Origin of the sequence: Sphingopyxis sp. SE2, from assembly GCF_032227185.1 — a bacterium.
Lineage (GTDB): Bacteria > Pseudomonadota > Alphaproteobacteria > Sphingomonadales > Sphingomonadaceae > Sphingopyxis.
Genome location: NZ_JAPMXW010000001.1, coordinates 55,208 through 75,453 on the forward strand (window position 1 = coordinate 55,208; position 20,246 = coordinate 75,453).

Below are 20,246 nucleotides of genomic sequence, written 5' to 3' on the forward strand. Positions count from 1 at the left end.
CTTAGAATGCGAAGCATCACCCGCCAAGCACTATCGGCGCTCTGCACTTGATCGTCATCCCGGCGAAGGCCGGGATCTCGCCGGTGCGAATTTCCGATAGGGTAAGATCCCGGCCTTCGCTGGGATGACGGAAGAAGAGAGAGATGACCGCGCCTCAAATGCTCGGCAGGTCGAGGCCCTTCTCACGCGCGCACTCGATCGCGATATCATAGCCCGCGTCGGCGTGGCGCATCACGCCGGTGCCGGGGTCGTTCCACAGCACGCGTTCGAGCCGCTTCGCTGCCTCGGGGGTGCCGTCGGCGACGATCACCATGCCGCTATGCTGCGAATAGCCCATGCCGACCCCGCCGCCGTGGTGGAGCGACACCCAGGTCGCGCCCGATGCCGTATTGAGCAGCGCATTGAGCAGCGGCCAGTCGCTGACGGCATCGCTGCCGTCGCGCATGGCTTCGGTCTCGCGGTTGGGCGAGGCGACCGAGCCCGAATCGAGATGGTCGCGGCCGATCACCACGGGGGCCTTGAGTTCGCCCGACGCCACCATCTCGTTGAACGCGAGGCCGAGCCGGTGGCGGTCGCCGAGCCCGACCCAGCAGATGCGCGCTGGCAAACCCTGAAACCGGATCTTCTCGCGCGCCATGTCGAGCCAGTTGTGGAGATGTGCATTGTCGGGCAGCAACTCCTTCACCTTGGCGTCGGTCTTGTAGATATCCTCGGGATCGCCCGACAGCGCCGCCCAGCGGAACGGACCGATACCGCGGCAAAAGAGCGGGCGGACATAGGCGGGGACGAAACCCGGAAAGTCGAAAGCATTTTCGACGCCTTCATCCTTCGCCATCTGACGGATGTTGTTGCCATAGTCGGTCGTCGGCACGCCCGCGGCCTGCAGGTCGAGCATCGCCTGCACATGCACTGCCATCGACGCCTTCGCGGCTTTTGCTACCGCCGCCGGATCGCTCTCGCGCTTCGAAAACCACTCGTCGAGGCTCCAGCCGGCGGGGAGATAGCCGTTCACCGGATCGTGCGCCGAGGTCTGGTCGGTGAGCAGGTCGGGACGGATGCCGCGGCGGACCATCTCGGGCAGCACTTCGGCGGCGTTGCCGAGCAGGCCGACCGATACCGGCTTGCCCTCGGCATGGCTCGCCTCGATCATCGCAATGGCTTCGTCGATGGACGAGGCCTGCTTGTCGAGGTAGCCGGTGCGCAACCGCATCTCGATCCGGCTCGGCTGGCATTCGATCGCGAGGCAGCTTGCGCCCGCCATCACCGCCGCGAGCGGCTGCGCGCCGCCCATGCCGCCGAGACCGGCGGTAAGCAGCCAGCGGCCCGCAAGACTGCCGCCATAATGCTGGCGCCCCATTTCGACGAAGGTTTCGTAGGTGCCCTGAACGATGCCCTGGCTGCCGATATAGATCCAGCTTCCGGCCGTCATCTGGCCGTACATCATCAGGCCCATTTTATCGAGCTCGTGGAAATGCTCCCAATTCGCCCATTCGGGGACGAGGTTCGAATTTGCGAGCAGCACGCGCGGCGCATTCTCGTGGGTCTGGAAGACGCCGACGGGTTTGCCCGACTGGATGAGCAGGGTTTCGTCGCCTTCGAGCCGCTTCAGCGTCTCGACGATCTTGTCATAGCTCTGCCAGTCGCGCGCAGCGCGGCCTATGCCGCCATAGACGACGAGCTCGTGCGGCGCTTCGGCGACGTCGGGGTGCAGATTGTTCATCAGCATCCGCATCGGCGCTTCGGTGAGCCAGCTTTTCGCGCTGATCTCGGGGCCGGTCGCCGGGCGAATCACGCGGCTGTTGTCGAGACGGGTGATCATGAATGTCCTTTCGCAAAATCGAGTGTCGCAGCGATGACCTGTTCGAGCACGGGCCGGATCGCGGGATTGGGGTCGAGGGGGCTGGGCCAGTTGACGTGCGTGATCGTATCGGGCTCGGCCATATAGCCGCGCTGCGCCAGCTCCATCTGGATCGCATGGATGCCGCTTTCGGGGCGGCCATAGTGGCGCGTCGTCCAGCCGCCCTTGAAGCGGCCGTTGACGACATGACTAGGGCCACTCGCGGCGCAAATGTTCGCGACGATCGTTTCGAGCTCGGGGGCGGAGGTCGCGCCGCCGTTGGTGCCGATATTGAACTGCGGCAGTTCGCCGTCGAACAGGCGCGGGACATGGCTGCGGATCGAGTGGGCGTCATAGAGGACGACCTTGCCGTGCGCGGCTTTCAGACGGTCGAGTTCGGCGGTCAGCGTGTCGTGATAGGGACGGTGGTAAAGGTTGAGCCGCTGGGTGATCGACGCCTCGTCGGGCTGGTCGAAACGATAGAGCGGCTCGCCGTCGAAGGTCGTCGTCGGGCAGAGTTCGGTCGTCGCCTGCCCCGGGTAGAGTGGCGCGCCCGACGGATCGCGATTCATGTCGATCACGCTGCGCGAAATGTCGGTCGCGACCAAAGTCGCGCCGAGATCGGCGGCGAAGGCGTAAAGCTCGGCGATCCACCAGTCGGTGTCGATCTGCGCGTGCCAGGGCGAAACAAACTGCGCGTCGAGCCCAGCAAGATCGGTGCCGCCGTGCGGGAAGGCGATGACGAGCGGCGCGTCGCCGCGATGGACGCGCAGCCAGTCCATCAGCCGAGACCCGGCAGACTGGCGGGAACCGCGGCGACGAGGCTGCCTGAGCGGATCAGCGCGGTCGCGGCCTCCATATCGGGGTGGAAATGCCGGTCGTCTTCGAGCGTCGGCACATTCGCGCGGAGGTGCTTGTGTGCGGCTTCGAGCGCGTCGCTCGATTTCAGCGGCGCGTGGAAATCGATGCCCTGGCACGCCGCGAGCAGTTCGATGCCGATCACCGCGCTGGCGTTGTCGGCCATGTCGAGCAGGCGGCGCGCGCCGTGCGCGGCCATCGAGACATGATCCTCCTGATTGGCCGAGGTCGGGATCGAATCGACGCTAGCCGGATAGGCACGCTGCTTGTTCTCGCTGACGAGCGCTGCCGCGGTGACCTGCGGGATCATGAAGCCCGAGTTGAGGCCGGGACGCGGGGTGAGGAAGGCGGGCAGGCCTGAGAGCGCGGGGTCGACGAGCATCGCGATGCGGCGCTCCGAAATCGAACCGATCTCGCACAGCGCCATCGCGATCATGTCGGCGGCGAAGGCGACGGGCTCGGCGTGGAAATTGCCCCCCGACAATGCCTCGTCGGTATCGGCGAAGATCAGCGGATTGTCCGAAACGCCGTTCGCCTCGATGCCGAGCGTCGTCCCGGCTTGTCTTAGCAGATCGAGCGCGGCGCCCATCACCTGGGGCTGGCAGCGGAGGCAATAAGGGTCCTGCACGCGCGGATCGTCGACCGCGTGCGAAGCGCGGATCGCCGACCCCGCCATCAGGCCGCGCAGCGCATCGCCGACCTCGCGTTGTCCAGCATGGCCGCGCAGCGCGTGGATGCGTGCGTCGAAGGGCGCGTCGGAGCCTTTGGCCGCTTCGGTCGAGAGCGCGCCGGTGATCAGCGCCGAGCGGAAGACGGTTTCGGCACGGAAGAGACCCGCCAGCGCATTGGCGGTCGAGAATTGGGTGCCGTTGAGGAGGGCGAGACCTTCCTTCGGGCCGAGGTCGAGCGGCGCGAGACCCGCCTGCTTCAGCGCGTCGGCGGCGGGCAGCGTCTGGCCGCCCACCTCGATCGCGCCCACGCCGATCATCGCCGCGGCCATATGCGACAGCGGCGCGAGGTCGCCGCTCGCGCCGACCGAGCCCTGCGAAGGGACGACCGGGGTGAGCCCCTTCGCCAGCATCGCCTCGATCATCGCGACCGTTTCGCGCTGGACGCCCGAAGCACCCATGCCGAAGCTCGCGAGCTTGAGTGCCATCATCAGGCGGACGATCTTCGTCGGCGAGGGTGCGCCGGTGCCCGCGGCATGGCTGAGCACGATATTGCGCTGAAGCGTCGCCAGATCGTCGTTGGCGATGCGCACGCTCGCGAGCTTTCCGAAGCCGGTGTTGATGCCATAGACGGGCGCGCCCTTTGCGACGATCCGCGCGACCGCGGCGGCGCTCGCATCAATCGCATCCCATGCGGCGTCGCTGAGTTCGGCGCTCGCGCCCTCATAGATTTCGCGCCAGTCGGCGAGCGAAATATTTCCGGGCTCGATGATCATTGTCCGTCCTTGATGCGTTGGTGAAGCGGGTTGAAGCCGATGCGATAGACAAGCTCGGCGGGTTCAGTGACGTCCCAGATCGCGAGGTCGCACGCCTTGCCGGCTTCGAGCGTGCCGATCCCGGCGCCCAGCCCGAGCGCGGCGGCGGCGTTGACCGTGACGCCGCGCAATGCCTCGACGACGGTTAGCCCGAACAAGGTGGCGCCCATGTTGAGCATCAGCAGCAGCGAGGTCGTGGGCGAGGTGCCGGGGTTGTTGTCGGTCGCAAGCGCAATGCGCGTGCCGTGGCGGCGCATCGCGTCGACTGGCGGCAGCTTCGTCTCGCGCATGAAATAGTAGGCGCCGGGGAGGAGAACCGCGACGGTGCCCGCCGCTGCCATCGCGCGGACATCGTCGTCGGTCGCATGTTCGAGGTGATCGGCGGACAGCGCGCCGTGGCTCGCGGCAAGCGCGCTGCCGTGCAGCGCCGACAATTGTTCGGCGTGGAGCTTGACCGAAAGGCCGTTCGCCTTCGCCGCCTCGATCACGCGTTCGCATTGCGCGGGCGTGAAACCGATGCCTTCGCAAAAGGCGTCGACCGCGGTTGCGAGCGGCGCGGCGGCGGGAATCATCTCGCCGACGACGAGGTCGATATAGGCGTCGCTGTCTCCCTTATATTCGGGGGGCAGGGCGTGTGCGCCGAGGAAAGTGGGTTCGACGCGGATCGCTCGGCGCTCGCCAAGCGCACGCGCAGTGCGCAGCATCTTGAGCTCGTCGTCGGTCGACAGGCCATAGCCCGACTTGATCTCGATCGTCGTGACGCCCTCGGCGATCAACGCGTCGAGGCGGGGCAGGGCGCTTTGGATCAACTCGGCTTCGCTCGCCGCACGCGTCGCGCGCATGGTCGAGACGATCCCGCCGCCCGCTCGCGCGATTTCTTCGTAAGTCGCCCCTTCGAGGCGCATCGCCCATTCGTTCGCGCGATTGCCGCCGTGGACGAGGTGGGTGTGGCAATCGATCAGCCCGGGCGTGATCAGCCGGCCTTCGCAATCGGTAACCGTCGCGGCGGTTGCCGGCGCGCCTTCGGCCGGCCCCGCATAGGCGATGCGCCCATCCTTCGCTGCCACCACGCCATTGTCGATCAGGCCGAGCGCGTCATCGGCCATCGTTGCGAGTCGGGCGTTCGTCCAAAGCTGCTCCATCTGGACAGCATCGTTCTTATGCGCCATTATGTCTAGACATAATATGAGGACGGATGATGGTTTCGCTCTGGTTCGAACGCGCATGGATCGGCAACCGCTGGGAAAAGGGCGTGCGGCTGCGTATCGCGGACGGGCGGATCGCCGCGGTCGAAACGAGCGTTGCAGCGGATGGCGCCGACGAACGGCATCGCGCCGGCCTGCCCGGCCTCTGCAACGTCCACAGCCACGGCTTCCAGCGCGGCATGGCTGGACTTTCGGAGCGTCGCAGCCGTCCCGACGACAATTTCTGGAGCTGGCGCGAGATCATGTACCGCTTCCTCGACCGGCTGACGCCCGAGGATGTCGCGGCGATCACCGCGCAGGCCTATGCCGAGATGCTCGAGACCGGCTTCACGCGCGTCGGCGAGTTTCATTATCTCCATCACGATCCGGCGGGCGCGGCCTATGCCGACTCCGCCGAGATGGCGGGCGCGATCGCAGCGGCGAGCGCGGCGACGGGGATCGGGCTGACGCTGCTTCCCGTTTTCTACGCGCACGGCAATTTCGGCGCTGTGCCGCCTAGCGCGGGGCAGCGGCGTTTCCTCAATGACATCGACGGCTTCGCCGCGCTGCTCGACGCGGCGCGAGGCAAGCTCGCGGACGACGCCAATATCGGCGTCGCGCCGCACTCGCTTCGCGCCGTGACGCCCGAAGAGCTCCGCGCGCTGCTCGAAATGTCACCGGCCGGGCCGGTGCATATCCATGCCGCCGAACAGGTGAAGGAGGTCGCCGACTGCGTCGCGTGGAGCGGCGCGCGGCCGGTCGAATGGCTGCTCGACAATGTCGGGGCCGACGAACGCTGGTGCCTCATCCACTCCACCCACCTTGCGGCGCACGAGGTCGCGCGCCTCGCTGCAAGCGGCGCGGTCGCCGGGCTCTGCCCGGTCACCGAAGCCAATCTCGGTGACGGCATCTTTCCGGCGACCGATTATCTGGGCGCGGGCGGACGCTTCGGGGTCGGTACCGACAGCAATATCCTCGTCGATGCGGCGCAGGAGCTTCGCGCGCTCGAATATTCGCAGCGTCTCGCGGAGCGCGCCCGCGCCTTGCTGGCGAGCGAGGAATCGCCCTTCGTCGGCGCCAACCTCTTTGCGCGGGCCGTCGCGGGCGGAGCGCAGGCGCTCGGCGTGCCGGCGGGGCTCGCCGTCGGCCATGCCGCCGACATCGTCTCGCTCGATCTCGATCACCCCTCCTTCGCCGGAACCGACGAAGCGACCCTGCTCGACCGCTGGATTTTCGCCGCCCGTGCCGGGGCGATCGACAGCGTGTGGCGCGCGGGTGTCAAGCGCGTCGATAAGGGATGCCATGTCGAGGCCGATGCGATCGCCGCGACCTACCGCGCCTGCATCGCACGGTTGCTCGCGTGAACCCGGCGCGGCGCATCCGCGACGAGATCGCTGCCGCGATCCGCTCGGGCGAATGGCGCCCCGGCGACCGCGTGCCGACCGAGCAGGAACTGGCCGCGCGCTACGGCTGCGCGCGCGCGACGGTGAGCAAGGCGCTTGGCGAGCTGGCGGCGTCGGGGCTGGTCGAGCGGCGGCGCAAGGCGGGGACGTTCGTCGCGCACCCGCCCGTTCATTCGGCGGTGATGACGGTGCCCGATCTCGCCGAACTGATCGCGGCGCGCGGCGAGGCCTATCGCTGGGACCTGATATCGATCATCGACACGGACGATACCGGCGAGGAACCGCTCGCGGGGCCGGCGCTGCGCATTGAGGGCGTGCACAGGGCGGCAGGCGAGCCCTTCGCGCTCGAACGGCGCTTCATCGCGCTCGGCGAAGTGCCCGCTGCGGCGGACGCGGACTTTGCGAAGGAGGCCCCGGGGACCTGGTTGCTCGGCCATATCCCGTGGACGCAGGCGCGCCACGTTATTCGCGCGGTGAACCCGGTGCGCAAGGAAACGGCGCTTTTGGGAATCGGTCCCGGCGCGGCGTGCCTCGAACTCGACCGCACGACGTGGCGCGCGGGCCGCGTCGTCACCCACGTCCGACAATTGTTCCGCGGCGATCGCTTCGACCTGGTTGCCGAATTCAACGCGGGTCCGTGACGCCATCGCGATCATGCGGGACCGTCGGGACGATGCGCAGCATCGCGATCGCGGCGATCGCCCACGCGGCCGCCGCGAAGCCCATCGTATAAACCGGCTCGCCGGGGAACAGCGCCTTCATCACCTGACCCATGACTGTGGCGACCAGAAGCTGGGGTATGACGACGAATATATTGAACAGCCCCATATAGATGCCGAGCTTTGCCTGCGGCAGGTTGGATGCGAGGATCGCATAAGGCATGGCGAGGATCGAGGCCCATGCGATGCCGATCGCCACCTCGGCGAGGAGCAGGGCCTGCGGATCGCGCAGGAAGAGGAAGCTTACGAACCCGGCAGCACCGACGAGCAGGCAGATCATGTGCGTGCGCGCCTGCCCGACGCGCCGCGACAACCATGGCAGCAGGGTCAGCGCGGCGATCGCCGCGACGGCATTATAGGTCGCGAACAGGACGCCGACCCAATTTCCCCCCGCCTGATAGGCAGGCGATGCGGGATCGCTGCTGCCGAACATATATTGCGCGACGACGGGGGTGGTGTTGATCCACATGATGAACAGCGCCGACCAGCTGAAGAACTGGACGAGCGCGAGCTTCTTCATCACCGGCGGCATGCCCGCGAAGTCGCCGACGATATGCGCGAGCATATTGTTGCTGCGTCCCGCGCGGGCGAGCGCGATCGCGGCCGCGCTGGCGAGGCCATAGCCCGCGATAAGCGCTGCGAGCAGATACATCTCCTTTTCGAGGCCGAACTCGGCGACGAGGAAGGCGACGGCAAGACCGGCGCCGGCCCAGATCGCGCTGCCCGTAAAGCTGCGCGCGGCGAGCAGGCGGGGGGTGGCGGGGCTGTCGGCAACGGCATCGCTCCCGGCAAAGGCCGCCATTTCTTCGGGCGAATATTCGCGCGTCGTGAGCACGGTCCACAGCACCGAGAGGAAGAAGACGAGGCCGCCCGCCCAGAAGCTGTAGCGCACGGTGTCGGGGATCTCGCCCGGCGCCGCCGTGTTGGCGACGCCGAGATGGTCGAGCAGCCAGGGGAAGGCCGATCCCGCGACCGCGCCGACGCCAATGAAGAAGGTCTGCACCGCATAGCCGATGCTGTGTTGGTCGCGGCGCAGCATGTCGCCGACGAAGGCGCGAAACGGCTCCATCGAGACATTGATCGACGCGTCGAGAATCCAGAGCATCAGCACCGAGAACCAGAGCACCGAGGATTCGGGCATGATCAGCAAGGCGAGCGCGGCGAGGATCGCGCCGGCGAGAAAATAGGGACGCCGCCGCCCGAGGCGCCCGAGCCAGGTGCGGTCGGACATATGGCCGATGACCGGCTGGACGAGCAGGCCGGTGAGCGGCGCGGCGATCCAGAGCGCGGGCAGCGATTCGAGTTCGGCGCCGAGCGTCTGGAAGATGCGGCTCATATTGGCATTCTGCAGCGCGAAGCCGATCTGGATTCCCAGAAAGCCGAAGCTGATGTTCCACAGGCCGCGAAAGCCCTGTGCCGGCTTTTCCATATCTCTCTCCCCGGCGGCGCTGGCGCGGCACGCGGCGTGACGATTGCAGCGCGGGGGAGCGAGGGCAAGCCGCGCGGCTGGTGCGTATACGAATACGTTCGTCGGGCGAGCTAGACCGCCGTGCTCTGCCGCTTGATCAGCCGCGTCGGCAGAATGCTGCGTTCGACAGGCAGATTGTCGAGGCGGCGGAGCAGCGCGTCGACGAGCAGTTCGCCCGCGCTCTTCATATCCTGCATCACCGTGGTCAGCGTCGGCGAGGTCAGGTTCGCCGCCGGGATATCGTCGAAGCCGATGATCGCGACATCTTGGGGCAGGCGGCGCCCCGCCTCGGTCAGTGCGCGCATCGCGCCGATCGCGATCAGATCGCTGGCGGCGAAAATCGCGTCGAACGCGCGCCCGCTTGCGAGCAGCGCCCGCGCGGCGGCGTGACCCGATTCCTCCGACGACACGGCGTCGCGCTGTAGCGCGGGGTCGGGCGACAGGCCTGCGCCCTCCATCGCCCGGCACAGGCCGGCGTAGCGATCCTGAAACTCGGGCGCATGGTCCGACGCGTCGCCGAGGAATGCGATGGTGCGTCGCCCGATTTCGATCAGGTGCCGTCCCGCCTGCATCCCCGCACCGACATTGTCCGATCCGACCGTGAGCCCGATGCTGTCGTCGGACACCGATCCCCAGCGGACGAATTTCGTGTCCATTTCGACCAGATGCTCGAGCTTTGAACGATAGAGTTGATAATCGCCGTATCCGAGCAGGATGATGCCGTCGGAGCGGTGGCTGTCCTGATAGGCGACGTGCCAGTCGTTGTGCATCTGCTGGAAGCTGATGAGCAGGTCATAGCCGCGCAGCGCGCACTGGCGCGTGATCGACCCGAGCATCGACAGGAAAAAGGGGTTGATCATCGACTGGTCGGGGGTGGGGTCTTCGAAAAAGAGCAATGCGAGCGTGTGGGTGCGCTGCGAGCGCAGGCTCGACGCATTTTTGTCGACGGTGTAGTTGAGCTCGCGCGCAATGCGTTCGATGTTCGCGCGGGTCGCGGCGCTCACCGACTTGCTGCCGCGTAGCGCGCGCGACACGGTCGGCTGGGACACGCCGGCCAGATAGGCGATATCGAAGCTCGTCGGCTTGGCAGAGGGCCGGCGCCCCATCTCTCTCTCCCTGAGGCCGCGGCTCTCGTCGATGGCCGCCGCCGATACCGGAGACTAGCGATTGGTCCGCTCGATGCCAAGAATTTGCACGGGGCCGACACTCGCGGTTTCCCGCGCCGAAAGCGTGGTATTTCTGCGACAGTAGGCGGGTCTGCATATTATGCGTATACGTATACCCTATGGCAGCACGCCGCGATTGGTTTCAATTGCGAGGCTCAAGATGGGAAAGCCCACGCATCGGAGAGGAGCCTGACGGACGCCCCGCGTCCCCGGTCCGATGCACGGGTCAAGACCGCCCGTCCGTGCCAGGGGAGCCACAAATGACCATGCCGACCAAGTTTCGCCGGGATGCCAGCGCCATTGCGCTCGGCCTCGCCTTGACCGCCTTCGTGCCCGGCGCCGCGATGGCGCAGGATGCGGACACCGCACCCGCAGGCGAAGCGCCGACCGAAGACGCCATCGTCGTCACCGGCATCCGCGGCGCGATCAACAATTCGGTGCAGGCCAAGAAGGCGAACACCTCGATCGTCGAGGTGATTTCGGCCGAAGACATCGGCAAGCTGCCCGACCTGTCGATCGCCGAATCGCTGTCGCGCCTGCCGGGCCTCGCGACGCAGCGCCTCGACGGCCGCGCCAACGTCGTCTCGATCCGCGGCCTCGCCCCCGATTTCACCACGACCCTGCTCAACGGCCGCGAACAGGTTTCGGCGGGCAACAACCGCGGCGTCGAACTCGACCAATATCCGTCCGAACTCTTGAACGGTGCCGTCGTCTACAAGACCCCCGACGCGTCGCTGATCGGGCAGGCGCTCGGCGGCACGATCGACATGCGGACGGTGCGCCCGCTCGCCTATGGCCGCCGCGCGATCGCCGCGGGCGCGCGCTTCGAGGTCAACGATCTCGGCAAGCTCAACCCCGACATTTCGAACAAGGGCTATCGCGCCAATATCTCCTATATCGACCAGAATGCCGATGGCACGCTCGGCTGGGCGATCGGTTACGCGCGCATGCAGTCGCCGACCGCGGAAGAACGCTTCAACGCCTGGGGCTATCCCGAGCTGACCGACGGGACGAACACCGCCTTCCTGATCGGCGGTGCCAAGCCCTATGTGAAATCGAACGAGCTGAAGCGCGACGGCGTGATGGCGGTTGTCGAATGGGAGCCGAGCGACCGGTTGCACATGACGATCGACGGCTATTGGTCGAAGTTCAAGGACGACCAGCGGCTGCGCGGCATCGAACTGCCGCTGGCATGGGGCAATTCGACTCTGACCGATTTCACGATCGAAGATGGTTTGGTGACGTCGGGCACGTGGTCGGGCACCGAAGCGGTGATGCGCAACGACGTCGTCCACCGCGACTCGACGATCATCGCCGGCGGCTGGAACACCCAGTTTAAGCCCAATGAACGACTGACGCTCGAACTCGATCTCGGTTATTCGCGGCTCAAGAAGACCGAGGAAAATCTCGAAATCTATCTCGGCACCGGGCGCGGTGCGGGCGTCGGCGCGCGCGAAACCGCGCTCGGGTTCCAGTTGCGGCCGAAGGGCGGCATCATCCTCGATCCGTCGCTCGACTATGCCGATCCGAACCTGTTCCTCATCACCGATCCGCAAGGCTGGAACAGCTGCGGCGGCGCGGTTCCCAATTGCCAGGACGGCTTCGTCAACACGCCCAAGATCAAGGACGAGCTGAAATCGCTGCGCCTGCAGGCGACCCAGGAACTCGATGGGGTGATCAGCAGCCTGCGCGTCGGCGCCAATTATTCGGATCGCGAAAAGAGCCTCGACGATCGCGGCTTCGTGCTGACCAGCAACGCTTATCCGGCCAACACCGCGGTGCCCGCCGATTATCTCTACGACCCGGTGTCGCTCGACTTCATCGGCATCCCCGGCATGGTCGCGTTCGACAGCTGGCGCTATTACAACGACGGCAACTATGTGCTCACCGACGAAGCAGGCTGGACGCCGGGCCGCATCTTCAACGACTATAATGTCCGCGAAAAAGTGCTGACCGGCTTCATCCAGGCCAATTTCGACGCCGATACGGGCGACACGCCGATCCGCGGCAATGTCGGTCTCCAGATCGTCCATAGCGACCAGACGGCATCGAGCTTCTATGCGCAGGTCGTCGGCGGACAGGTGCAGTCGACGCCGGTGACCGACGGCGCGACCTATACCGACTTCCTGCCCAGCCTGAACCTGACGGTCGAATTCGCCGACAACACTTTCCTGCGCTTCGGGGCTGCCCGTATGCTGGCGCGGGCGCGCATGGATCAGCTGAAGCCCGGCGGCGGCGTCAATTTCGACGCGTCGAAGCGCAACAACACCGACATCGAAGCGTCGCCCTGGTCGCTCGATCTGGGTAATGCGAAGCTGCGGCCGCTGATGGCCGACACGGTCGATATCGCGTTCGAAAAATATTTCGGCCAGGGCGCCTATGTGTCGGTGGGCGGTTTCTACAAATATCTCGAAAATTATATCTACCGCCAAAGCGACGCGTTCGACTTCACCGGCTTCGAAATTCCGGACGGCGGCACGGTCGCCACCTATCAGGGGTTGGCCAACCAGTGGCGCAACGGCAACGGTGGGCGCGTCTATGGCGCCGAAGCGTCGCTCTCGCTGCCCCTTGCGACCTTCACACAGGCGCTCGACGGGTTCGGCGTGCTGGCGAGCGGCTCTTATACCCAGAGCCGCGTCCGCGAAGGAAGCGCCGATCCGATCGCGTTGCCCGGCCTGTCGCGCTGGGTCGTGAACGGTACCGCCTATTTCGAAAAGGCGGGCTTCCAAGCGCGCATTTCGGGCCGCTATCGCTCCAAATTCCTCGCCGAGGTTTCGGGTCTCAGCCTCAAGCGCGATCTGGTGACGGCGAAGAGCGAAATGGTCGTCGATGCGCAGATCGGCTATACCTTCCAGAGCGGCGCGCTAGAGGGGCTGGGCATCCTGCTCCAGGCGTCGAACCTGACCAACGAACCGTTCGTGACCTATTACAACAATGATCCGCGCCAGATCCGCGACTATCAGAATTATGGTCGCAACTTCATGGCGGGCGTCACCTACAAGTTCTGATCCGATGCGCGGGCCGGCACGTCCGGCCCGCTCGTCGCAGGTGCCGGACGAGAGGGAAGGAACAGCGTGGGCGATAGTCGCATCACGAAGGTGGTGATCGTGGGTGGCGGCACCGCGGGCTGGATGGCGGCCGCGGCGCTGTCGCGCACGATGGATAACCTGTCGATCCGGCTGGTCGAGAGCGACGAAATCGGCACCGTCGGCGTCGGCGAGGCGACCATCCCGGCGATCCGGCTGTTCAACGCGCTGATCGGCATCGACGAGGATGAATTCGTCCGCGAGACGCGGGGTACGTTCAAGCTCGGCATCGAGTTTCGCGACTGGGGCCGCCTCGGCGATAGCTATATGCACGCCTTCGGGCAGATCGGGCGCAGCCTCGGCATGCTCCAGTTTCCGCAATATTGGCTGCGCGGCCGGGCCGAGGGCGTCGCGGGCCGGCTGGGCGACTATTCGCTGAACGAAACGGCGGCGCGTCAGAACCGCTTCGCGCGGCTGCCCCAAATCCCGAACACCGGCCTCGACGGCATCGCCTATGCCTTTCATTTCGACGCCGCGCTCTATGCTGCCTATCTGCGCAAGGTCGCAGAGGGTGCAGGCGTCGTGCGAACCGAGGGCAAGATAGAAAGCGTCAAACGCAATGGCGCGAGCGGCCATATCGGAGCCGTTGTCCTCGAAAATGGCGAGGAAATCGGCGGCGAGCTTTTCATCGACTGCTCGGGCTTTCGCGCGCTGCTGATCGAGCAGGCGCTCGAAACCGGCTTCGAGGATTGGACGCGCTGGCTTCCGTGCGACCGCGCGATCGCGGTACCGAGCGAGAACGTCGGCCCGGCGCGACCCTATACGCAGGCGATCGCGCACAAGGCGGGCTGGCAATGGCGCATCCCGCTCCAGCACCGGACGGGCAACGGCCATGTCTTTTGCAGCGACTTCATCGGCGAGGATGAAGCGACTGCGACCCTGCTCGCCAATATCGAGGGACGCCCGCTAGCCGAACCACGCACACTGCGTTTCAAGACGGGCATGCGCAGCAGGGCATGGAACGGCAATGTCGTTGCGCTGGGGCTGGCCTCGGGTTTCCTCGAACCGCTCGAATCGACGAGCATCCATTTGATCCAGAACGGCATCGCCAAGCTACTCGCGCATTTTCCCGATCGCGATTTCGACGCCGCCAATATCGACGCCTATAACCGCCGCGTGCGTTTCGACTACGAGCGTATCCGCGACTTCATCATCCTCCACTATCACGCCAATCAGCGCACCGACGCGCCCTTCTGGATCCGCTGCCGCGAGATGGAAATTCCCGAAACGCTCGCGCGCAAGATCGCGCTGTTCAAAAGCCAAGGCCAGATCGTCCGCGAGGGCGACGAACTGTTCATCGAAATCGGCTGGTTTCAGGTGCTGACAGGGCAGAATATCATGCCCGACGGCTATCACCCGATGGCCGACCAGCTCACCGACGACGAACTGGCGGGCTTTTTCGCCGACATCGAAACGATCGTCGCGCGCACCGCGTCGCATCTGCCCCGCCACGAAGAATTCATCGCGCAGCATTGCGCGGCAGGAGTGCCCGCATGAGCCTGTTCGCCCCGTTGATCGCGCTGAGCCTCGCCGGCGCCGTGCCCGCCGCCGATTACCGCCAGCGGCCGCCCGAGGACGAGGTCATCTATTTCGTCCTTCCCGACCGTTTCGAGAACGGCGATCCGAAGAACGACAAGGGCGGGCTCAAGGGCGGCCGGCTCGCGACGGGCTATGATCCCGCTGCGAAGGGCTTCTTCCACGGCGGCGACCTTGCGGGTCTGACGAAGCGGCTCGATTATATCGAGGGACTGGGCGCCACCGCGATCTGGTTCGCGCCGATCTTCAAGAACAAGCCGGTGCAGGGGCCGAAGGGCGAGGAGAGCGCGGGCTACCACGGCTATTGGGTCACCGATTTCACCCAGGTCGATCCGCATTTCGGCACCAATGAAGAGTTCAAAGCCTTCGTCGACGCGGTGCACGCGCGCGGCATGAAGGTCTATATGGACATCATCGCCAACCACACCGCCGACGTGATCACCTACCGCGAGGATGCGGCCGGAGGCTTCCGATACCACAGCCTCGCCGACTATCCCTTCTCGCGGCGCGGCGGGGTCGAAGGCGCGCCGATCAACCCGGACTTCGCGGGCGATCATGTCGCCGATGCCGAAAACTGGTCGAAGCTGACCGACCCGGCCTTCGCCTACACCCCCGTCGTCCCAAAGGACGAGGAGCGGGTGAAGGTGCCGGCCTGGCTCAACGACCCGATCTATTATCACAATCGCGGCAACAGCGACTGGGTTGGCGAGTCCGCGCTGTACGGCGACTTCTCCGGGCTCGACGATCTCGCCACCGAACATCCGCAGGTGGTCCAGGGCTTCATCGACATCTATGGCCGCTGGATCGACGAATTCGGGATCGACGGCTTTCGCATCGACACCGCCAAGCATGTGAACCCCGAATTCTGGCAGGCGTTCGTCCCCGCGATGCTTGCGCGCGCGAAGGCCCGCGGCATCCCCAATTTCCATATATTCGGCGAAGTCTATGTCGATGCCGTCGATCCCGGCGCGCTCGCCTGGTACACGCATGCCGCGGGCCTGCCCGCGGTGCTCGACTTCGGCTTCGCGCGCGCCGCGATCGACGCGGTCAGCGGCACGAAGGGCACGGATCAGTTTGCGCGGCTGTTCGACGGCGACGCGCTCTACAAGGGCGGGGCAGGGGCGGCGCAGCAGCTGCCGACCTTCCTCGGCAATCACGACATGGGCCGCTTTTCGATGTTCGTGAAGGCGGCGAACCCAAAGGCGAGCGAGGCCGAACTGCTCCAGCGCGTGATGCTCGGCCATGCGATGCTGCTGACGCTGCGCGGCGTGCCGACGATCTATTATGGCGACGAGCAGGGTTTCGTTTCGGACGACAAGGATCAGCTCGCGCGCGAGGACATGTTCGCGTCACAGGTTGCAGCCTATAACGACAACGACCTGATCGGCAGCGACGCGACGACCGCGACCGCCAATTTCGATCCCGCGCACCCGCTCTATCGCCATATCGCCGCGCTCGCCGAAATCCGCCGCAAGACCACCGCATTGACGCGCGGCGCCACCAAGGTCCGCGCCTTCTCCGACAAGCCGGGCCTGCTCGCCGTTTCGCGTTTCGACCCCGACACCGGGCGCGAGGTGCTGCTCGCTTTCAACACGTCTGCGGCGCCGCTGTCGGCGAATATTGCCATCGATATGAAAAGCGCGGGCTTTACCGCGCTCCTCGGCGATTGCCCGGCCGCACCCGCCGCGCCGGGCAGCCTCCATCTTTCTCTCCCCGCCTTCGGCACGATCATCTGCCAGGCCAGCGAATAAGCGAAAGCAAGCGTGACGACGAACAGCCCCCTCGTTCAGGACCAGACCATGACCGCCGCGGCGACCACGCCTTGGTGGAAGGGCGCGGCGATCTATCAGGTCTATCCGCGCAGCTTCGCCGATTCGAACGGCGACGGCATCGGCGACCTTGCCGGCATCACCGCGCGGCTCGACTATATCGCCTCATTGGGCGTCGATGCCATCTGGCTGTCGCCCTTCTACCCCTCGCCGATGGACGATTTCGGTTACGACATCGCCGATTATCAGGGCGTCGATCCGATCTTCGGCACGCTCGAGGATTTCGACGCGCTGGTCGCGCGCGCGCATGCGCTGGGGCTGAAGGTCACCACCGACCTCGTCTTCGCGCACACGTCGGACAAGCACGGCTGGTTCGCGACAAGCCGCGCGAGCAAGCATGGCGACAAGGCCGACTGGTATGTCTGGGCCGATGCCAAGGCGGACGGTTCGCCGCCGACCAACTGGCAGTCGGTATTCGGCGGGCCGGCGTGGACGTGGGACGCGCGGCGCGGCCAATATTATATGCACAATTTCCTCGGCTCGCAGCCGCAACTCAACGTCCACAACCCCGATGTGCAGGACGCGCTGCTCGATGTCGTGCGCTTCTGGCTCGACCGCGGCGTCGACGGCTTTCGCATCGATGCGATCAACTTCTCGATGCACGACCCCGAGCTGCGCGACAATCCGCCTGCGCCGCCGTCGAACAAGCCGCGCACGCGGCCGTTCGATTTCCAGCAGAAAATCCATAATCAGTCGCACCCCGACATTCCGCTGTTCCTCGAACGCATCCGCGCGCTGACCGACCAATATCCGGGCCGCTTCACCGTCGCCGAGGTCGGCGGCGACGATGCGGCGCGCGAGATGAAGCTGTTCACCGCGGGCGACCGGCGGCTGAACAGCGCCTATGGCTTCGACTTCCTCTATGCAGGCCAGCTGACGCCGCAGCTCGTGCGTGAGGCGGCCGAGAGCTGGCCCGACGCGCCGGGGATCGGCTGGCCGAGTTGGGCGTTCGAAAATCACGACGCGCCGCGCGCGCTGTCGCGCTGGACCCCCGAAGGCGTCGATCCCGCCGCCTTCGCGCGGATGAAGATGGCGCTGCTTTGCGCGCTGCGCGGCAATATCATCATCTATAATGGCGAGGAACTCGGGCTCGATCAGGTCGAGATTCCGTTCGAACTCGTCAAGGATCCCGAAGCGCTCAAGAACTGGCCGCTCACCCTGTCGCGCGACGGCGCGCGGACGCCGCTGCCTTGGGCGGCGGGCGAAAGCCATGCGGGTTTTTCGAGCGTCGATCCCTGGCTGCCGCTCGGCGCTGCGCACGGCGATCTTGCGGTCGACCGGCAGCATGGCGACCCCGTCTCGCTGCTCAACCTCACCCGCCGTCTCGTCGCCCTGCGCGCCGCGCACCCGGCGCTGCGGCTCGGCGCGAACGCAAACTGGATCGCCGAGGGCGACCTTCTCGGTTTCGACCGTGTCGCGAATGGAGAGCATCTCCGCTGCCTCTTCAATCTCGGCGGCGCGACGATCGGTCTCGCGTCGCATGGGGCTGGCGCCCAGCCGATCATTGAATTGAACGGCGCCGATCCGGCGCATTTGCCGCCGTGCGGCGCCCTCTGGCTGAAACTCGAAGGAAAAAATGATGCGTAGCCTGTTCGTCGCCCTCCCGCTGCTCGCCGCCACGGTCCCCGCCGCGGCGCAGGACGCGCGGCCGCAGCAAACCGCCGCGTCGCCCGACGGCAGCATCGTGCTGACCGTTTCGACCGACAACGACCAGCGGCCGACTTGGTCGCTGACGCGGAAGGGCAAGCTGCTCATCGCACCGTCGAAGCTCGGCTTTCTGCTGACCGACGGCATCGCGCTCCAGCGCGGCTTTTCGATCGAGAGCGCCGAGCGCGCGAGCGCCGACACGCGCTGGGAGCAGCCGTGGGGCGAACGCCGCTTCGTCCGCGACCGGCACAACGAATTGCTCGTCCGCTTCCGCCAGAATGAAAGCTGGGGCGGGCATGCGATGAACGTGCGGTTCCGCCTGTTCGACGACGGCATCGGCTTCCGCTATGAACTCCCTGAGCAGGCGGGGCTCCAGACCGCGAAGATCGCCGACGAGATCACCGAATTCGACATCGTGCCGGAGGGAACCGCCTGGTGGATCGCCGGCGGCGAATGGAACCGCTACGAGCAGATTTATCAGCAAACGCCGATCGAGGCGGTGTCGACCGCGCACACGCCGATCACGATGCGCCTCGACGATGGCACCCATCTGTCGTTCCACGAAGCCGCGCTCGTCGACTATGCGGGTATGTGGTTCAAGCGCGTCGAGGGGCGGAAATTCCGCGCCACCCTTTCTCCGTCGTCGCGGGGGCCGCGCGTCATCCGCGACCTGCCGTTCGCGACCCCGTGGCGGACGATCCGTATCGCCGACAATGCGGCGGACCTCGTCGAAAGCGACCTCGAACTCAACCTCAACGAGCCGAACAAGCTGGGCGACGTCAGCTGGTTCAAGCCGATGAAATATATCGGCATCTGGTGGGGCATGATCCGCGGCGACTGGAGCTGGGCCGAGGGTCCCAAGCATGGCGCGACGACCGAACGCACCAAGCAATATATCGACTTCGCGGCGAAGCACGGCTTCGGCGGCGTGCTCGTCGAGGGCTGGAACAAGGGCTGGAACGGCAACTGGTTCGGCCATGGCGACGAGTTCAGCTTCACCGAAGCCTATCCCGATTTCGACCTGAAGGCGGTCACCGATTACGCGCGCAAGAAGGGCGTGACGCTGATCGGTCATCATGAAACCGGCGGCAATATCGCGGTTTACGAGGCGCAGCTCGACGATGCGATGAAGCTTTATGGCGAGCTTGGCGTCAAGGCGGTGAAAACCGGCTATGTCGCCGACGCCGGTGGCATCATCGCGCCGGGTGACACGCCGGGGACGACGCGCATGGAATGGCACGACGGCCAGCGCCAGGTGCAGCACCATCTGAAGGTCGTCCAGACCGCGGCGAAGTACAAGGTCGCCGTCAACCCGCACGAGCCGGTGAAGGATACCGGGCTTCGCCGGACCTATCCGAACTGGGTGGCGCGTGAGGGCGCGCGCGGCATGGAATATAATGCGTGGAGCGATTTCGGCAGCGGCCCCGACCATGAACCGACGCTCGTCTACACGCGCATGCTCTCGGGACCGATGGACTATACGCCGGGGGTGCTGAGCCTCGAAGGCTCGAACAAGGCGCCCTTCGCGTCGACCCTCGCCAAGCAGCTCGGCCTCTATCTCGCCCTCTATTCGCCGATTCAGATGGCCGCCGACTTCATCGAGAATCTCGAGGCGCATCCGCGCGAGCTCGAATTCATCAAGGCGGTTCCGGCCGACTGGGCCGAAAGCAAGCTGATCGCGGGCGAGGTCGGCGACTATGCGATCTTCGCGCGCAAGGACCGCAAAAGCGCCGACTGGTATGTCGGCGGGGTCAATGACGCGACCGAACGCACGCTGACGCTGAGCTTCGATTTCCTCGACCCGGGCAAGACCTATACCGCGACGATCTGGAAAGACGGCGAGGGCGCCACCTATCTCAACGAAGCGCGACACCGGATCGCTTATGAGGTGATCAAGGTGAAGAAGGGCGACACCTATAAACTATGGCTCGCCCCGGGCGGCGGCGCCGCGATGCGCGTCGCGCCGGGGAAATAGTTCGAAGGACTCTGGAACGCGTCATTTATCCCGTCATCCCGGCGAAGGCCGGGAT

General features: G+C 65.8%; 13 protein-coding genes. 7 read left to right on the forward strand and 6 right to left on the reverse strand.

What is annotated here, in order from left to right; all coding sequences use genetic code 11:
- Window positions 1-154: 154 nt before the first annotated feature.
- From hutU to hutI, 4 genes are read right to left on the reverse strand one after another with little or no spacing between them, the layout of a single operon-like run.
- Window positions 155-1,816: a urocanate hydratase gene (gene hutU / locus OVY29_RS00285; RefSeq protein WP_313912029.1), complete on the reverse strand. Its 1,662-nt coding sequence runs from the start codon at window positions 1,814-1,816 to the stop codon at window positions 155-157.
- Window positions 1,816-2,619 (reverse strand): N-formylglutamate deformylase, encoded by an 804-nt coding sequence (hutG, locus tag OVY29_RS00290; protein ID WP_313910597.1) that lies wholly within the window; start codon window positions 2,617-2,619, stop codon window positions 1,816-1,818. Before hutG ends, hutU begins: the two co-directional genes overlap by 1 nt.
- On the reverse strand, window positions 2,619-4,139 hold the full coding sequence (gene hutH, locus OVY29_RS00295; protein ID WP_037554175.1) for a histidine ammonia-lyase: 1,521 nt from the start codon (window positions 4,137-4,139) through the stop codon (window positions 2,619-2,621). Before hutH ends, hutG begins: the two co-directional genes overlap by 1 nt.
- Window positions 4,136-5,347 (reverse strand): imidazolonepropionase, encoded by a 1,212-nt coding sequence (hutI, locus tag OVY29_RS00300; RefSeq protein WP_313910598.1) that lies wholly within the window; start codon window positions 5,345-5,347, stop codon window positions 4,136-4,138. The genes hutH and hutI overlap by 4 nt, the downstream gene beginning before the upstream one ends.
- A 29-nt stretch (window positions 5,348-5,376) precedes the next feature.
- Between hutI and OVY29_RS00305 the strand changes: the two genes are divergently transcribed.
- The gene (locus OVY29_RS00305) at window positions 5,377-6,726 is read left to right on the forward strand and encodes a formimidoylglutamate deiminase (RefSeq protein ID WP_313912030.1); all 1,350 of its coding nucleotides are present in this window, start codon (window positions 5,377-5,379) and stop codon (window positions 6,724-6,726) included.
- Entirely contained in the window at window positions 6,723-7,406 is a 684-nt protein-coding gene (locus OVY29_RS00310; RefSeq protein ID WP_313910599.1) for a UTRA domain-containing protein, read from the forward strand. The genes OVY29_RS00305 and OVY29_RS00310 overlap by 4 nt, the downstream gene beginning before the upstream one ends.
- Here OVY29_RS00310 and OVY29_RS00315 read toward each other — a convergent pair.
- Together OVY29_RS00315 and OVY29_RS00320 are read right to left on the reverse strand one after the other, a co-directional pair.
- Window positions 7,390-8,913, reverse strand: a complete 1,524-nt coding sequence (locus tag OVY29_RS00315) for an MFS transporter (protein ID WP_313910600.1) — start codon at window positions 8,911-8,913, stop codon at window positions 7,390-7,392. The two genes, OVY29_RS00310 and OVY29_RS00315, sit on opposite strands and share 17 nt — an antisense overlap.
- A gap of 110 nt (window positions 8,914-9,023) precedes the next feature.
- A complete protein-coding gene (locus tag OVY29_RS00320; RefSeq protein WP_313910601.1) occupies window positions 9,024-10,058 on the reverse strand; it encodes a LacI family DNA-binding transcriptional regulator in 1,035 nt (344 codons plus the stop codon).
- Between the two features lie 320 nt (window positions 10,059-10,378).
- On the opposite strand from OVY29_RS00320, the gene OVY29_RS00325 reads away from it, so the two are divergent.
- The 5 genes from OVY29_RS00325 (at window position 10,379) to OVY29_RS00345 (ending at window position 20,191) form a co-directional block, all read left to right on the forward strand.
- On the forward strand, window positions 10,379-13,126 hold the full coding sequence (locus OVY29_RS00325) for a TonB-dependent receptor (protein ID WP_081932996.1): 2,748 nt from the start codon (window positions 10,379-10,381) through the stop codon (window positions 13,124-13,126).
- A 66-nt stretch (window positions 13,127-13,192) separates the two neighbouring features.
- Window positions 13,193-14,701 (forward strand): tryptophan halogenase family protein, encoded by a 1,509-nt coding sequence (locus OVY29_RS00330; RefSeq protein ID WP_313910602.1) that lies wholly within the window; start codon window positions 13,193-13,195, stop codon window positions 14,699-14,701.
- Window positions 14,698-16,491: an alpha-amylase family glycosyl hydrolase gene (locus OVY29_RS00335; protein ID WP_313910603.1), complete on the forward strand. Its 1,794-nt coding sequence runs from the start codon at window positions 14,698-14,700 to the stop codon at window positions 16,489-16,491. Before OVY29_RS00330 ends, OVY29_RS00335 begins: the two co-directional genes overlap by 4 nt.
- 48 nt (window positions 16,492-16,539) lie before the next feature.
- Entirely contained in the window at window positions 16,540-18,156 is a 1,617-nt protein-coding gene (locus OVY29_RS00340) for an alpha-amylase family glycosyl hydrolase (protein WP_313910604.1), read from the forward strand.
- Window positions 18,149-20,191 (forward strand): glycoside hydrolase family 97 protein, encoded by a 2,043-nt coding sequence (locus tag OVY29_RS00345; protein ID WP_409581471.1) that lies wholly within the window; start codon window positions 18,149-18,151, stop codon window positions 20,189-20,191. Before OVY29_RS00340 ends, OVY29_RS00345 begins: the two co-directional genes overlap by 8 nt.
- Window positions 20,192-20,246: the final 55 nt, after the last annotated feature.